Annotated in this window: 11 protein-coding genes; 10 read left to right on the top strand and 1 reads right to left on the bottom strand. The window is 71.1% G+C overall.

Going from position 1 to position 14541, the window contains the following annotated elements; genetic code table 11:
- Positions 1-85 precede the first annotated feature (85 nt).
- The 7 genes from ACH5AC_RS12235 (at position 86) to ACH5AC_RS12205 (ending at position 9132) form a co-directional block, all read left to right on the top strand.
- Positions 86-928: a nitrilase-related carbon-nitrogen hydrolase gene (locus tag ACH5AC_RS12235; protein WP_398861674.1), complete on the top strand. Its 843-nt coding sequence runs from the start codon at positions 86-88 to the stop codon at positions 926-928.
- On the top strand, positions 925-2208 hold the full coding sequence (locus ACH5AC_RS12230; RefSeq protein WP_398861673.1) for an aspartate aminotransferase family protein: 1284 nt from the start codon (positions 925-927) through the stop codon (positions 2206-2208). The genes ACH5AC_RS12235 and ACH5AC_RS12230 overlap by 4 nt, the downstream gene beginning before the upstream one ends.
- A gap of 31 nt (positions 2209-2239) precedes the next feature.
- Positions 2240-3856, top strand: a complete 1617-nt coding sequence (locus ACH5AC_RS12225; RefSeq protein ID WP_398861672.1) for a PucR family transcriptional regulator — start codon at positions 2240-2242, stop codon at positions 3854-3856.
- Positions 3857-4036: 180 nt separating this feature from the next.
- A complete protein-coding gene (locus ACH5AC_RS12220) occupies positions 4037-4879 on the top strand; it encodes a nitrilase-related carbon-nitrogen hydrolase (RefSeq protein WP_398861671.1) in 843 nt (280 codons plus the stop codon).
- A gap of 121 nt (positions 4880-5000) precedes the next feature.
- On the top strand, positions 5001-6404 hold the full coding sequence (gene hydA, locus ACH5AC_RS12215) for a dihydropyrimidinase (protein ID WP_398861670.1): 1404 nt from the start codon (positions 5001-5003) through the stop codon (positions 6402-6404).
- Positions 6405-6415: 11 nt separating this feature from the next.
- On the top strand, positions 6416-7438 hold the full coding sequence (locus ACH5AC_RS12210; RefSeq protein WP_398861669.1) for a TIGR03842 family LLM class F420-dependent oxidoreductase: 1023 nt from the start codon (positions 6416-6418) through the stop codon (positions 7436-7438).
- Positions 7439-7587: 149 nt separating this feature from the next.
- Positions 7588-9132, top strand: a complete 1545-nt coding sequence (locus ACH5AC_RS12205; protein WP_398861668.1) for an NCS1 family nucleobase:cation symporter-1 — start codon at positions 7588-7590, stop codon at positions 9130-9132.
- A gap of 5 nt (positions 9133-9137) precedes the next feature.
- Here the strand turns inward: ACH5AC_RS12205 and ACH5AC_RS12200 are convergent, their stop codons facing one another.
- Positions 9138-9842 (bottom strand): hypothetical protein, encoded by a 705-nt coding sequence (locus ACH5AC_RS12200; protein ID WP_398861667.1) that lies wholly within the window; start codon positions 9840-9842, stop codon positions 9138-9140.
- Positions 9843-10133: 291 nt separating this feature from the next.
- On the opposite strand from ACH5AC_RS12200, the gene ACH5AC_RS12195 reads away from it, so the two are divergent.
- The 3 genes from ACH5AC_RS12195 (at position 10134) to ACH5AC_RS12185 (ending at position 14479) form a co-directional block, all read left to right on the top strand.
- Complete coding sequence (locus ACH5AC_RS12195; protein WP_398861666.1) at positions 10134-11960, top strand: gamma-glutamyltransferase family protein; 1827 nt, start codon at positions 10134-10136, stop codon at positions 11958-11960.
- Positions 11961-12072: 112 nt separating this feature from the next.
- Entirely contained in the window at positions 12073-12942 is an 870-nt protein-coding gene (locus ACH5AC_RS12190) for an inositol monophosphatase family protein (RefSeq protein WP_398861665.1), read from the top strand.
- A 124-nt stretch (positions 12943-13066) separates the two neighbouring features.
- On the top strand, positions 13067-14479 hold the full coding sequence (locus ACH5AC_RS12185; protein ID WP_398862197.1) for a phytoene desaturase family protein: 1413 nt from the start codon (positions 13067-13069) through the stop codon (positions 14477-14479).
- Positions 14480-14541 lie beyond the last annotated feature (62 nt).

Raw genomic sequence — 14541 nt, 5'->3', positions numbered from 1 at the left:
GCATGTCCCGGAGGCTTACGTTCGTCCCTCTACGGCCTGCGTCTACGGGTGTAGAGGCTCTGACGTCCCGTCGAAGGAGCAGCTCATGGCCAACGTCGTACGTGCCGCTCTGGTCCAGGCCACCTGGACCGGCGACACCGAGTCCATGGTGGCGAAACACGAGGCGCACGCCCGCGAGGCGGCCCGGCAGGGCGCACAGGTCATCGGCTTCCAGGAAGTCTTCAACGCCCCCTACTTCTGTCAGGTCCAGGAACCGGAGCACTACCGCTGGGCCGAGCCGGTCCCCGACGGGCCGACCGTACATCGTATGCAGGATCTCGCCCGCGAGACCGGCATGGTGATCGTCGTACCGGTCTTCGAGATCGAGCAGTCCGGCTTCTACTACAACACCGCCGCCGTGATCGACGCCGACGGCACCTACCTCGGCAAGTACCGCAAGCACCACATCCCCCAGGTCAAGGGCTTCTGGGAGAAGTACTACTTCAGGCCGGGGAACGTGGGCTGGCCGGTCTTCGACACGGCCGTCGGCAGGATCGGCGTCTACATCTGCTACGACCGCCACTTCCCGGAGGGCTGGCGGCAACTCGGCCTGCGCGGCGCCCAGTTGGTCTACAACCCGTCGGCCACCCACCGCGGCCTCTCCTCCCACCTGTGGCGGCTGGAGCAGCCCGCGGCCGCCGTCGCCAACGAGTACTTCGTCGCCGCGATCAACCGCGTCGGCCAGGAGATCTACGGCGACAACGACTTCTACGGCACGAGCTACTTCGTTGACCCGCGCGGACAGTTCGTCGGCGACCCGGCGAGCGACACCGAGGAGGAACTCCTCGTCCGCGACCTCGACTTCGACCTCATCGAGGAGGTCCGCCGGCAGTGGGCCTTCTACCGCGACCGACGACCCGACGCCTACGAGGGGCTGGTGCAGCCATGAGCGACCTCTACGCCCGCCACCGCAAGGTCCTGCCGGACTGGCTCGCCCTCTACTACGAGGAGCCACTGGAGATCACCCACGGCGAGGGCCGCCACGTCTGGGACGCCGACGGCAACAGGTACCTCGACTTCTTCGGCGGCATCCTGACGACGATGACCGCGCACGCCCTGCCCGAGGTGACCAAGGCGGTGAGCGAGCAGGCCGGGCGGATCATCCACTCCTCGACCCTCTACCTCAACCGGCCCATGGTCGAACTCGCCGAGCGCATCGCCCAGTTGAGCGGCATCCCGGACGCCCGGGTGTTCTTCACCACCTCCGGCACCGAGGCCAACGACACCGCCCTGCTGCTCGCCACCGCCTACCGGCGCAGCAACACCGTCCTGGCCATGCGCAACAGCTACCACGGCCGCTCCTTCAGCGCGATCGGCATCACCGGCAACCGCGGCTGGTCCCCGACCTCGCTGTCCCCGCTGCAGACGCTGTACGTCCACGGCGGCGTGCGCACGCGCGGACCGTACGCCCACCTCGACGACGCCGGGTTCATCGCGGCCTGCGTCGAGGACCTCAGGGACCTGCTCGGCCACACCCGGCCGCCCGCCGCGCTGATCGCCGAGCCGATCCAGGGCGTCGGCGGCTTCACCTCACCGCCGGACGGACTGTATGCGGCATTCCGTGAGGTGCTGAACGCATACGGGATCCTGTGGATCGCCGACGAGGTGCAGACCGGCTGGGGCCGCACCGGCGACCACTTCTGGGGCTGGCAGGCACACAGCCGGAGCGGCCCGCCCGACATCGTCACCTTCGCCAAGGGCATCGGCAACGGCATGTCCGTCGGCGGCGTCATCGCCCGCGCCGAGATCATGAACTGCCTGGACGCCAACAGCATCTCCACCTTCGGCGGCACTCAGGTCACCATGGCGGCCGGCCTCGCCAACCTGACGTATCTCCTGGAGCACGACCTCCAGGGCAACGCCCGGCGCGTCGGCGGGTTGCTCATGGAGCGACTGCGGGGCGTCGCCGCCCAGGTCCCCGGTGTGAAGGAGGTGCGCGGGCGCGGTCTGATGATCGGCGTCGAGCTGGTCGAGCCGGGCACCGACCGGGCCGACCCGGACCGGGCCGCCGCCGTGCTGGAGGCGGCCCGCGCGGACGGGCTGCTCATCGGCAAGGGAGGCGGACACAACACCAGCGCCCTGCGCATCGCCCCGCCGCTGTCCCTGACCGTCGCGGAGGCCGAGGAGGGCGCCGCGATCCTCGAACGCGCCCTGCGGAACACCCCGTAGCACCTCGGCACCTGAGCAAGGGAAGACCGCCATGACCACCACCCTGGATCCCTGGGGCCCCCTGGAGCCCCTGGAGACAGCTCTGTCGGTCCGCCAGGTCCTGTCCCTGGAACGCGTCCTGGCCGGCGAGCCCGAGGTGGTGGCCGGCGAGACCCAACTGGACCGGCCGGTGCGCTGGGTGCATGTCGCCGAGGCCGCCGACGTCGGTGTGATGCTCAGCGGCGGCGAGATGGTGCTCACCACCGGCGTGCTGCTGGCAGGCGACGAGGGCAAGCAGACCGAGTACATCCGGTCCCTGCACCGCGCCGAGGCGGCGGCCGTCGTCCTCGGCCTCGGACGGGCCTTCCCCACCCCGCCGGACGTCATGCGGCGCGCCGCCGAGCGGTGCGGGCTGCCCATGGTCGTCCTGCACCGCCCCTTCCCCTTCGCCGAGTTGACCGAGGAGGTGCAGTCCCGGCTGGTCCGGCGGAAGTTCGCCGCCGTCAGCCTGTCGGAGGCCGTGCGCACCGCCCTGACCGGACTCATCACGGCCGGCGTCCCGCTGCAACGCCTGCTCGACGAGGTCGCCCAGCACAGCGGCTGCCCCGTCGTCGTCACCAACCTCGCCCACCGCGTCCTCGCCACCGCGGGGGAGCGGCCGGCGGTCGACGACGTGCTGCGGGACTGGGAGCGCATCGCCCGGCAGGCATGGGGGCACCACCCAGGCCCTTCAGGCACTGGGGGAGGCAGCGAGGGCGACGGCTGGATCCGCGCCGAACTCGGCGGCCGCGGCGAACGGTGGGGCCAGATCATGCTGTGCGGCTACCGCGGCGACACCGCCGGCGGCCGCCTGCTCGCCGACCGGGCCGCCGAGGCCCTCGTCCTGCACCGCATGCTCGGCGGCGGCTCCGCCTGCTCCTGGGAGGAGCAGTCCGCGCAGAGCCTGCTCACCGACCTGGTCTCCGGCGTCGTACCGGCCCGCCAACTGCTGCCCCGCGCACGGGCCGCCGGACTGCCCGTCAACCGCCGCACCTTCGTCCCCCTGGTCGTACCCGACGGCGATCCCGCCCAACTCGACCGCACCCTGCGCCTGTTGGGCATGTCCGGCCTGGTCGCGGAACTCGCCGCCGGGACCACCGCCGTCCTGCTGAGCCTGGCCCGCGACCAGGACGCCGACACGCTCACCACCCACTTCGCGGCCCGGCTGCGCACCGAGCCGGCCCAGGCGCGCACCGTCGTCGCGGCGGCCGGCCCCCGCACCGCATGGGACGACGTCCCGGCCGGGCTCCGCGAGGCCCGCCATGTCGCGGACGCCGTGGCCGACTCCGCGACCGCCCTCGACCTTCCGGCCGTCGTCCGCCTCAAGGACGTCCATCTGCGCGGCCTGATCCGCCTGTTGCGCGACGACCCGCATGTGCAGTCCTTCGCCGAGCGGGAGTTGGATGGACTGCTGTGCACGGCCGACGACGACCTGCTCTCCGTGCTGCGCACGTATCTCGCCACCGGCCGCAACAAGTCCCGCACCGCCCAGCTCCACCATGTCTCCCGGCCCGCCCTCTACCGCCGTCTGGAGGCGATACAGACCCGCCTCGGCGTCGACCTCGACGACTTCGAGCAGGCCGCCTCGGTGCACATCGCGCTCCTCGCACACGACGCGCAACAAGCCTGACCAGACCCCCGTGCAACAGCAGTGAAACATGGAACGACCTGGGAAAACGGCGGTGAAACATGGGCCCACGACAGGGTGACACCGTGACACGCCGCACGCCCGCAGACGTGACACGGTGCAACTCAAAGCGGCCTCGTCGGCTTTCTAGCCTTCTCGCACACCGAGCGACCGGAGGTCCCGATGAGCAGAGTGATCCGCGCCGCCGTCTTCCAGACCGCGTGGACCGGCGACAAGGAATCGATGATCGAGGTGCACGAGCAGGCGGTCCGCGACGCCGCCGCCCAGGGCGCCCAAGTCCTGTGCTTCCAGGAGCTGTTCTACGGACCGTACTTCTGCCAGGTGCAGGACCCGGCCTTCTACGAGTACGCCGAGCGGATCCCCGACGGCCCGATCGTCCAGCGCTTCCAGGCGCTCGCCCGGGAGCACGGCATCGTCCTCGTCCTGCCGATGTACGAGGAGGAGCAGCCCGGTGTCCTCTACAACACCGCGGCCGTGATCGACGCGGACGGCTCCTACCTCGGCAAGTACCGCAAGACCCACATCCCGCAGGTCAAGGGCTTCTGGGAGAAGTTCTACTTCCGCCCCGGCAACAGCGACTGGCCGGTCTTCGACACAGCCGTCGGCAGGATCGGCGTCTACATCTGCTACGACCGCCACTTCCCCGAGGGCTGGCGCGCCCTGGGCCTGGCGGGCGCCGAGATCGTCTTCAACCCGTCGGCCACCTCCCGCGGACTCTCCCGCTACCTCTGGCAGTTGGAGCAGCCGGCGGCGGCCGTCGCCAACGAGTACTTCGTCGGCGCGATCAACCGGGTCGGCGTCGAGGACCTCGGCGACAACGACTTCTACGGCACGAGCTACTTCGTCGACCCGGAGGCCCGGTTCGTCGGCGAGGTGGCGAGCGACAAGGAGACCGAACTCGTCGTCCGCGACCTCGACATGGCCAAACTCCGCGAGGTCCGCGACCGCTGGCAGTTCTACCGCGACCGCGCGCCGGGCGCGTACACCCCCCTGACGGCCCCATAGGCACACCGGGTCACCCCGAGCCCCCAGGGGCGCGGGGCTGCGCTCGACATGGGGCCACCGCCGCGCGGGCGCGACCGGCCACGGACCACCCGCACTTACCCACAGTGAGGAGCGACACGACATGACCAGCCGTACAGTGATCCGCGGCGGCCTAGTCATCACCGCATCCGACGAGATCCATGCCGACGTCCTGATCGAGGACGGCCGCATCGCCGCCCTCGCCGCCTCCGGCACCCCGGCAGCAGAGGCATGGACCGACGCACAGGTCATCGACGCCACCGGAAAGTACGTGATCCCCGGCGGTGTCGACGCCCACACCCACATGGAGCTGCCCTTCGGCGGCACCTTCGCCTCCGACACCTTCGAGACCGGCACCCGGGCGGCCGCGTGGGGCGGCACGACGACCATCGTCGACTTCGCGGTACAGGGCGTCGGCCACACCCTCCGCGAGGGCCTGGACGCCTGGCACGCCAAGGCCGAGGGCACCTGCGCGATCGACTACGCCTTCCACATGATCGTCTCCGATGTGAACCAGGAGACGCTCAAGGAGATGGATCTCCTCGTCGAGGAAGGCGTCACCAGCTTCAAGCAGTTCATGGCGTACCCGGGGGTGTTCTACTCCGACGACGGCCAGATCCTGCGCGCCATGCAGCGCTCCGCCGACAACGGCGGCCTGATCATGATGCACGCCGAGAACGGCATCGCCATCGACGTCCTCGTGGAACAGGCCCTGGCCCGCGGTGAGACCGACCCCCGCTACCACGGCGAGGTCCGCAAGGCCCTGCTGGAGGCCGAGGCCACCCACCGCGCCATCAAGCTCGCCCAGGTCGCCGGGGCGCCCCTGTACGTCGTGCACGTCTCGGCCATGGAGGCAGTGGCCGAGCTGGCCAGGGCACGCGACGAGGGCCTCAACGTCTTCGGCGAGACCTGCCCCCAGTACCTGTTCCTGTCGACCGACAACCTCGCCGAACCCGACTTCGAGGGCGCCAAGTACGTCTGCTCCACACCCCTGCGCCCCAAGGAACACCAGGCCAAGCTGTGGCAGGGCCTGCGCACCAACGACCTCCAGGTGGTCTCCACCGACCACTGCCCCTTCTGCTTCGTGGGCCAGAAGGAGCTGGGCCGGGGCGATTTCTCCAAGATCCCCAACGGTCTGCCGGGCGTCGAGAACCGCATGGACCTGCTCCACCAGGCCGTCCTCGACGGACACATCAGCCGCCGCCGCTGGATCGAGATCGCCTGCGCCACCCCGGCCCGCATGTTCGGCCTCTACCCGAAGAAGGGCACCATCGCGCCGGGCGCCGACGCCGACGTCGTCATCTACGACCCGCACGCCGAACAGGTCGTCTCCGCCGTGACCCACCACATGAACGTCGACTACTCGGCCTACGAGGGCAAGCGGATCACCGGCCGCGTCGAGACCGTGCTCTCACGCGGCGAACTCGTCATCACCGAGCGGGAGTACACCGGACGTGCCGGTCACGGCGTCTACACCCCGCGCTCCACCTGCCAGTACCTCAACTAGGAGTGGCGCCCATGGACTTCGGACTCGTCCTGCAGACCGACCCGCCGGCCTCGAAGGTCGTCAGCCTGATGAAGCGCGCCGAACGCAACGGCTTCGCCTACGGCTGGACCTTCGACTCCGCCGTGCTCTGGCAGGAGCCGTTCGTGATCTACAGTCAGATTCTCGCCGGCACGACCCATTTGAAGGTCGGCACGATGGTCACCAACCCGGGCACTCGCACCTGGGAGGTCACCGCGTCCACCTTCGCCACCCTCAACGACATGTTCGGCAACCGCACCGTCTGCGGCATCGGCCGCGGTGACTCCGCGATGCGCGTCGCCGGCCGCAAACCCAACACCCTGGCCCGGATCAGCGACGCCATGAAGGTCATCCGCGCCCTCGGCCGCGGCGACGAGGCCGACCTCGGCGGCGGTACGGTCGTGAGGTTCCCCTGGATCAAGCCGGGCGCCGAACTCCCCGTCTGGATGGCCGCGTACGGCCCGAAGGCACTGAAGATGACCGGCGAGGAGGCCGACGGGTTCATCCTCCAGCTCGCCGACCTGTATCTGACCGAGTACATGGTCAAGGCCGTGAAGGACGCGGCCGTGGCGGCGGGCCGCGACCCCGCGGACGTGAAGGTCTGCGTCGCCGCCCCCGCCTATGTCACCGAGGACGACTCGCCCGAGGCGCTCGCCCACGCCCGCGACCAGTGCCGCTGGTTCGGCGGCATGGTCGGCAACCACGTCGCCGACCTCGTCGCCAAGTACGGCGAGCACTCCGCCCAGGTCCCCGACGAACTCACCGACTACATCAAGGCACGCGAGGGCTACGACTACTCCCACCACGGGCGCAGCGGCAACCCCGACACCCAGTTCGTGCCCGACGAGATCGTCGACCGGTTCTGCGTCATCGGCCCGGTCCAGAAACACATCGAGAAGCTCAACGCCCTGCGGGAGCTGGGCGTCGACCAGTTCGCCGTGTACGACATGCACGACGCCCAGGAAGCGGTCATCGACGCCTATGGCTCGCAGGTGATCCCGGCCGTCAACGGCTGATCCCTTCCTGGCTTGTTGGTCTCCCCCTTCCCGCCGTCCCGGGGAGGGGGCCCAGGGCGCTCCCCACGCGCGCACCCCCCGCCTGAGATGAAGCACCGGCGCCGCCCGCACGGCCTCTCCCTCCCCGTCCTCATCCGATTGGCCTGCCCATGACCGACACCGCTCCCGCAGCCATACCCCCGACCTCCCAAGTCACCCTCGCCGACGGCCGGGTGGAGATCGCCCCCGGCGCACCGCAGCCCAGCGGCCCCTACGCCAACGAGGACCTGCTGCCGGTCCCGGTGGAGAAGCGCACCTGGACCACGTACAACTTCTCCGCGCTGTGGATCGGCATGGCCCACAACACGGCCTCCTGGACCCTCGCGTCCGGTCTCATCGCCGTCGGCATGGACTGGAAGCAGGCGGTGCTGACCATCGCCCTGGCCAATGTGATCGTGCTGCTGCCGATGCTGCTCACCGGGCACGCGGGGCCGAAGTACGGCATTCCGTTCCCGGTCTTCGCCCGCGCCTCCTGGGGTGTTCTCGGCGCCAACTTCCCCGCCATGGTGCGGGCCTTGGTGGCCTGTGGCTGGTTCGGCATCCAGACCTGGATCGGTGGCGAGGCGATCTACTTCCTCGCCGGGAAGCTCATCGGAGACGATTGGGCCAACGCCTCCCGGATCGGCGGCCACGCCTGGACCATGTGGTTGTCCTTCGCCCTCTTCTGGGCGCTTCAGGTGGCGATCGTCTACCGGGGCATGGAGACGATCCGCCGCTTCGAGAACTGGGCCGCGCCCTTCGTGATCGTCGGTGCCCTGGTGATGCTGTGGTGGATGAGCAGCAAGGCCGGAGGCTTCGGCCCGCTGTTCGACCAGCCCTCGAAGCTCGGTTGGGGCGGCGACTTCTGGAAGCTGTTCTGGCCCTCACTCATGGGCATGATCGGCTTCTGGTCCACTCTGTCGCTGAACATCCCGGACTTCACCCGCTACGGCAGGAGCCAACGGGCTCAGTCGTGGGGCCAGGCGCTCGGTCTTCCGACGACGATGACGCTGTTCGCGTTCCTGTCGGTCCTCGTGACGTCCGGTTCGCAGGCCGTGTACGGCGAGCCGATCTGGGACCCGGTCCAGTTGGCCGCCAAGACGGACAACGTCGTCGGCCTGCTGTTCGCCCTGGTCACGGTTCTGGTGGCGACCCTGTCGGTGAACATCGCGGCCAACCTCGTCTCACCGGCCTTCGACATCTCCAACATCGCGCCGCGGTGGATCAGCTTCCGGACCGGAGCGCTGATCGCCTGTGTCCTCGGGGTCCTGATCTTCCCGTGGAAGCTGTACTCCGACCCGCAGGGCTACATCTTCACCTGGCTCGGAACCGTCGGCAGCATGCTCGGTACCGTCACGGGCATCCTCATCACGGACTACTGGATCGTGCGCCGGACCCGGCTCGACCTTGCCGACCTCTATCGGACGGGTGGGCGCTACTGGTTCGGCAACGGCACGAACTGGCGGGCCTGCCTGGCCTTCCTGGTCGGCGCCAGCCTCTCCCTCGGCGGCGCCAGTTTCGAGCCGTTCTTCGGTTTCCGCCCCATTCCGGCCTTCGAGCCGCTGGCCGACTACGGCTGGGCCGTCGGACTGGGGTCGTCGGCCCTGGTGTATCTCGTCCTGATGAAGCTGTGGGCACCGAGGCCCGGGCGGGAGGTCGAACGGGCGACCCTCTGACCTCCTCAGCTGTTGCCGGGGGTGGGGCCGGCGCTCCCGGCCGTGCCCCCGGCGCTGCCCTGCAGCGCGGCCACCGCGTCCTTCGCGGCCTTGATCGCGCCCTTGTTGATGGTGTCCGTGCTCGGCGCCTTCTTGGACTCGAAGTCGCTGCCGTTGTAGTTGACGACCACCACCGCGTTGTCCACCAGGACGAACACCATGCCCTCACGGGTCTGCTGCTTGTCCTCGGTGGTCAGGTTCACCACCGAGTACGCCGCGTCGCCGAGCCCCGGCACGGCCCCGCCGCCGCTCTTCGCCGCGATCCGCTCCTCGTAGGACTCCCGGGCCGTCTCGTCCGAGTCCATGATCTCGAAGGTGACGTCGAGCCAGCGGTAGTCGTACTCCTTCAGCGCGTTCCAGGAGCAGACGCGGCGCAGCTTGGAGTCGGTCGACGGGATCTCCTTGCCGGCCGTCTTGGCGCCCGGTACGAGCGAGCTGACCGTCTTGGCGGCCACGGCGGCGCAAGGGGCGGGCGCGGCCGCGTACGTCCGCGTCGGCACCGAGGCGGAGGCGTCGGGCTGCGCCTGGGTCTGGGTCTGCCGCGTGTCCTTGGCCGCGGTGTCCTCGCTCGCGGCGAGCGGGCCGGAGGACAGCGCCCAGCCCGCGCAGGCGATCACGGCCACCGGGGACAGCCGCGCGGTCAGGACGAGCGGCAGAGGAAGAGAACGCACGGCGCACTTCTTTGTGGGGGACGGTGCGGAGCAGTCCGCACTGCGGACACGGAACGACAGTGTCACACGACTGCCTGTGGTGCGGAAGTGTCAACTCGCTCCGTGCCCGCCCGGTCACAGTGTTCCGTCCCCGACGGGGCATCTGTCCCGATATATCCGTCCGTTTCTGTCCGAGTCGGTGTGAGGTGAGTACGACTCCGCTGCGGTGTCGAGCAGTTGACGATCCACCTGACCGACGACGGAACCGCGTGTGATCATCGGTGCGGCTGTCGTCCCCGAGAGGAGCCGCCCGTGTTCACCACCCGTCCCACGCTCCAGGGCACCTTCGGCATGGTGTCCTCCACGCACTGGCTGGCCTCCCAGACTGCCATGGCCGTGCTGGAGGACGGGGGCAACGCCTACGACGCCGCCGTGGCCGGCGCGTTCGTCCTGCACGTGGTCGAACCGCATCTGAACGGGCCGGCGGGCGAGGTGCCGATCCTGGTCGCGCCCGCGGACGGCGAGGTGCGGGTGCTGTGCGGGCAGGGCGTCGCCCCCGCCGGGGCGACGGTCGCCCACTACAGGGAGCTCGGTCTGGAACTCGTCCCCGGCACCGGGCCGCTCGCCGCCGCCGTGCCGGGCGCCTTCGACGCCTGGATGGTGCTGCTGCGCGACCACGGCACCAAGCCCCTCGACGCCGTCCTGAAGTACGCCATCGGATACGCCGAGCACGGGCACGCGCCCGTGGAGAACGTCGGCGCGACCGTCGAGACCGTCCGGCGGCTGTTCGAGACGGAGTGGACGTCGTCCGCCGAGGTCTACCTGCCCGGCGGCGTGGCTCCCCGGCCCGGCCGGCTCTTCCGCAACCCCGCCCTCGCGGCCGCCTGGCGGCGGCTCCTCGCCGAGACCGGCCGGGCCGGTGACCGGGAGGCCCGCATCGAGGCCGCGCGGGAGGTGTGGCGCTCCGGGTTCATCGCCGAGGCCCTGGTCCGCCAGTCCCGGCGGCCCACCCTGGACACCAGCGGCGAGCACCACACCGGCACCCTCACCGAGTCCGACCTCGCCGGCTGGTCCGCGACCTACGAGGCGCCGGCGACGTACGACTGGAACGGCTGGACCCTGTGCAAGGCCGGCCCCTGGAGCCAGGGCCCCGCCCTCCTCCAGCAGCTGGCACTGCTCCCGCCCGAGCTGCCCGCCCACGGCTCGGCCGACTACGTCCATCTGCTGGTCGAGGGCTGCAAGCTCGCCATGGCCGACCGGGAGGCGTGGTACGGCGACGCGGCGGAGGTGCCGCTGTCCGCGCTGCTGTCCGACGAGTACAACGCCGCCCGGCGCGCGCTCGTCGGCGACAAGGCGTCGTACGAGCTGCGGCCCGGCAGCCCCGGCGGCCGCACCCCCCGGATGAGCGCGCACGCGCGCGTGGTGCTCACGGAGGAGCCCGGCTTCAGCCCGATGGGCGTCGGCGAACCCACCGTCGCCAAGGCACCCACCTCGCCGGTCCCCGGCGAACCCCCGATCGGCGCCGACGGCGCCACCCGGGGCGACACCTGCCACATCGACGTCGTGGACCGCTGGGGCAACATGGTCGCGGCCACCCCCAGCGGCGGCTGGCTGCAGTCCAACCCGGTCGTGCCCGAGCTGGGCTTCCCGCTCGGCACCCGGCTCCAGATGACCTGGCTGGAGGAGGGCCTGCCGAACTCCCTCACCCCCGGCCGCCGCCCCCGCACCACCCTCACCCCCTCGATCGCGCTGCGCGACGGGGACCCCGTGCTGGCCTTCGGCACGCCCGGCGGGGACCAGCAGGACCAGTGGCAGCTGCACTTCTTCCTGGCCGTCGCCCTGCGCGCACCCGTGCGCGGCGGCCTCGACCTGCAGGGCGCGATCGACACCCCGAACTGGCACAACGACGCCTTCCCGGGCTCCTTCTACCCGCGCGGGATGCGCCCCGGCAGCGTGACCGTCGAGTCCCGGATGCCCACCGAGGTCGTCGAGGGGCTGCGCCGGCGCGGCCACACCGTCACCGTCGGTGACCCCTGGTCGGAGGGGCGGCTGTGCGCGGTCGCCCGCGACCCGCACACCGGGATTCTCTCGGCCGCGGCGAATCCCCGGGGGATGCAGGGGTACGCGGTGGGCAGATGAAGCTGCTCACGCGGATGCGGCCGTTTCACGCGGATGAGGCTGTTCACGCCGATTCCACCCGCCGTGTACGGGCCCGGTGGGGATTGTCAGTGGGGCGTGCTCTCATGGAGTCATGATCGTAGACACGGAAACCATCGACGAGTTTCTCGCCCGCCACTCCGCCGACGTGGAGGAGGCGGTCCGCGAGGCGGCCGCGGCCGAGATCCTGCCCCGCTTCCGCCGGCTCGCGGCCCACGAGGTCGACGAGAAGACCGGCCCGCACGACCTGGTGACCGACGCCGACCGCAACGCCGAGCTGCGTCTGACGCGGGACCTGCGCGCCCTGCTGCCCGGCTCGGTCGTGGTCGGCGAGGAGGCGGTGCACGCGAACCCCGCGACGTATGAAGCGATACGGGGCGACGCGCCCGTCTGGATCGTCGACCCGGTCGACGGGACACGGCAGTTCGTGCACGGCGAGGACGGCTTCTGCACCCTGGTCGCGCTCGCCCGGCACGGCGTGGTGCTCGCCTCCTGGACCTACGCCGCCGCCCGCGACCAGCTGGCCACCGCCGTCCGCGGCGGCGGCGCCTTCCTCGACGGCGAGCGGCTGTACGCCGGTCCGGCCGCCCCCGGCCGCCCCCTCCAGGTGGCTCACTCCCACCCGGACTACACGACCGACGACCAGAAGCGCGCCCTGCTCGGCCTGTGGACCGAAGGGGTCGCGCCGCGCGCCTGCGGTTCGGCGGGCCTGGAGTATCTCGCCGTCGCCCAGGGCCGGTTGGACGCCACCGCGTTCTCCTGGGAGGCCGCCTGGGACCACGCGGCGGGTCTCCTCCTGGTCGAGGAGGCGGGCGGCATCCACCTCACCCGCACCGGAGAGCCCTTCCGCATCATCGGCGGAAACGCCCTGCCGTTCACGGCGGCCCGGGACGCGGCGACGGCCCGGCAGGTGGTGGGCCTGCTGGCGGGCACAGGGGGAGTGAGGGACAGCGAGGGACCGTGAGGGACGGGGGACCGGCAGGCGTCGTGTGTCCGGAATCCCCCCGTGGCTCGGGTGCTGTCAGACCCCCGGCATATCCTGAACCCTCAGAGGCCACCGGCTGACGAAGGGGTCCGAAGTGCCGTCGATGCTCGATGCGGTCGTGGTGGGAGCGGGGCCGAACGGCCTGACCGCTGCGGTGGAGCTGGCCCGGCGCGGCTTCTCCGTGGCCCTGTTCGAGGCCCGTGACACCGTGGGCGGGGGATCCCGCACCGAGGAACTGACCCTGCCGGGCTTCCGGCACGACCCGTGCGCCGCCGCACACCCGCTCGGCATCAACTCCCCGGCGTTCCGCGCCCTGCCCCTGGAGCGCTACGGCCTGCGGTGGCTGCACGCCGACCTGCCCATGGCGCACCCCTTCCCGGACGGCAGCGCCGCCGTGCTGTCGAGGTCGGTCGCCGAGACGGCCGCCTCCTTCGGGCCCCGTGACGCGGGTGCCTACCGCCGGCTGGTCGAGCCCTTCCTGCACAAGTGGGACACGCTCGCACGGGACTTCATGTCCCTGCCGCTGACCGCGCTGCCCCGCGACCCGGTCACCCTCGCCCGCTTCGGCCTGGTCGGGCTGCCCCCGTCCACCTGGCTGACCCGCCGCTTCCGCGACGAGCGCGCCAGGACCGTCTTCGCCGGCCTCGTCGCCCATGTCATGGCCCCGCTCGGCGGTCTCGCCACCAGCGCCATCGGCCTGGTCTTCGCCCTCGCCGCGCACGCCCGCGGCTGGCCCGTGGCCCAGGGCGGCTCCCAGGCGATCTCCGACGCCCTCGCCGCCCACCTCAAGGACCTCGGCGCCAGCATCCACACCGACTACGAGGTCAAGCGTCTCGACGACCTGCCCCCGGCCCGCGCCTACGTCTTCGACACCTCGCCCACCGCGCTGGCCCGTATCGCCGGCTTCGGCCGCCACTACGAGAACTACCGGTACGGCGCCGCCGCCTTCAAGATCGACTACGCGCTGGACGGCCCCGTCCCATGGACCGCGCCCGAGGCGCGCGTCGCCGGCACCGTGCAGATCGGTGCGGACAGCGCCGAGATCGGGGCCGCGCTGCGCGCCGCGTCCCGCGAGGGCCGCGCCCCCGACAGACCGTTCCTGATCACCGTGCAGCCCAGCGTCGTCGACCCCAGCAGGGCGCCGGAGGGCAAGCAGGTCTTCTGGGCGTACGGCCATGTCCCCAACGGCTGGACCGGCGACCTCACCGACGCCATCGAGGCCCAACTGGAGCGCTTCGCCCCCGGGTTCCGCGACCGGGTCCTCGCCCGCGCCACCGCCGGCCCCGCCGAACTCGCCGCCCGCAACGCCAACTACGTCGGCGGGGACATCGCCTCCGGCGCGGCCTCCGGTCTGCAGCTGCTGCTCCGCCCCAAGCTGTCCCTCTTCCCGTACGGCACCCCGCACCCGGCCGTGTTCATCTGCTCCTCGGCCACTCCGCCCGGCCCCGGCGTGCACGGCATGTCCGGGCACAACGCGGCGAAGGCCGTGTGGCGCAGGCTCCGCCAACAGGGATGACGGGATCGGCTTCCGGTCGGCTCTCTACACCTTCGCCGCGACTTCCGAAAGTTTCCCAGGTG

This window comes from Streptomyces sp. NPDC018693, from assembly GCF_044391385.1.
Taxonomy (GTDB): domain Bacteria; phylum Actinomycetota; class Actinomycetes; order Streptomycetales; family Streptomycetaceae; genus Streptomyces.
The sequence above is the reverse complement of the archived record's forward strand: the minus strand, read 5'-3'. Positions and strand labels throughout refer to the sequence as shown.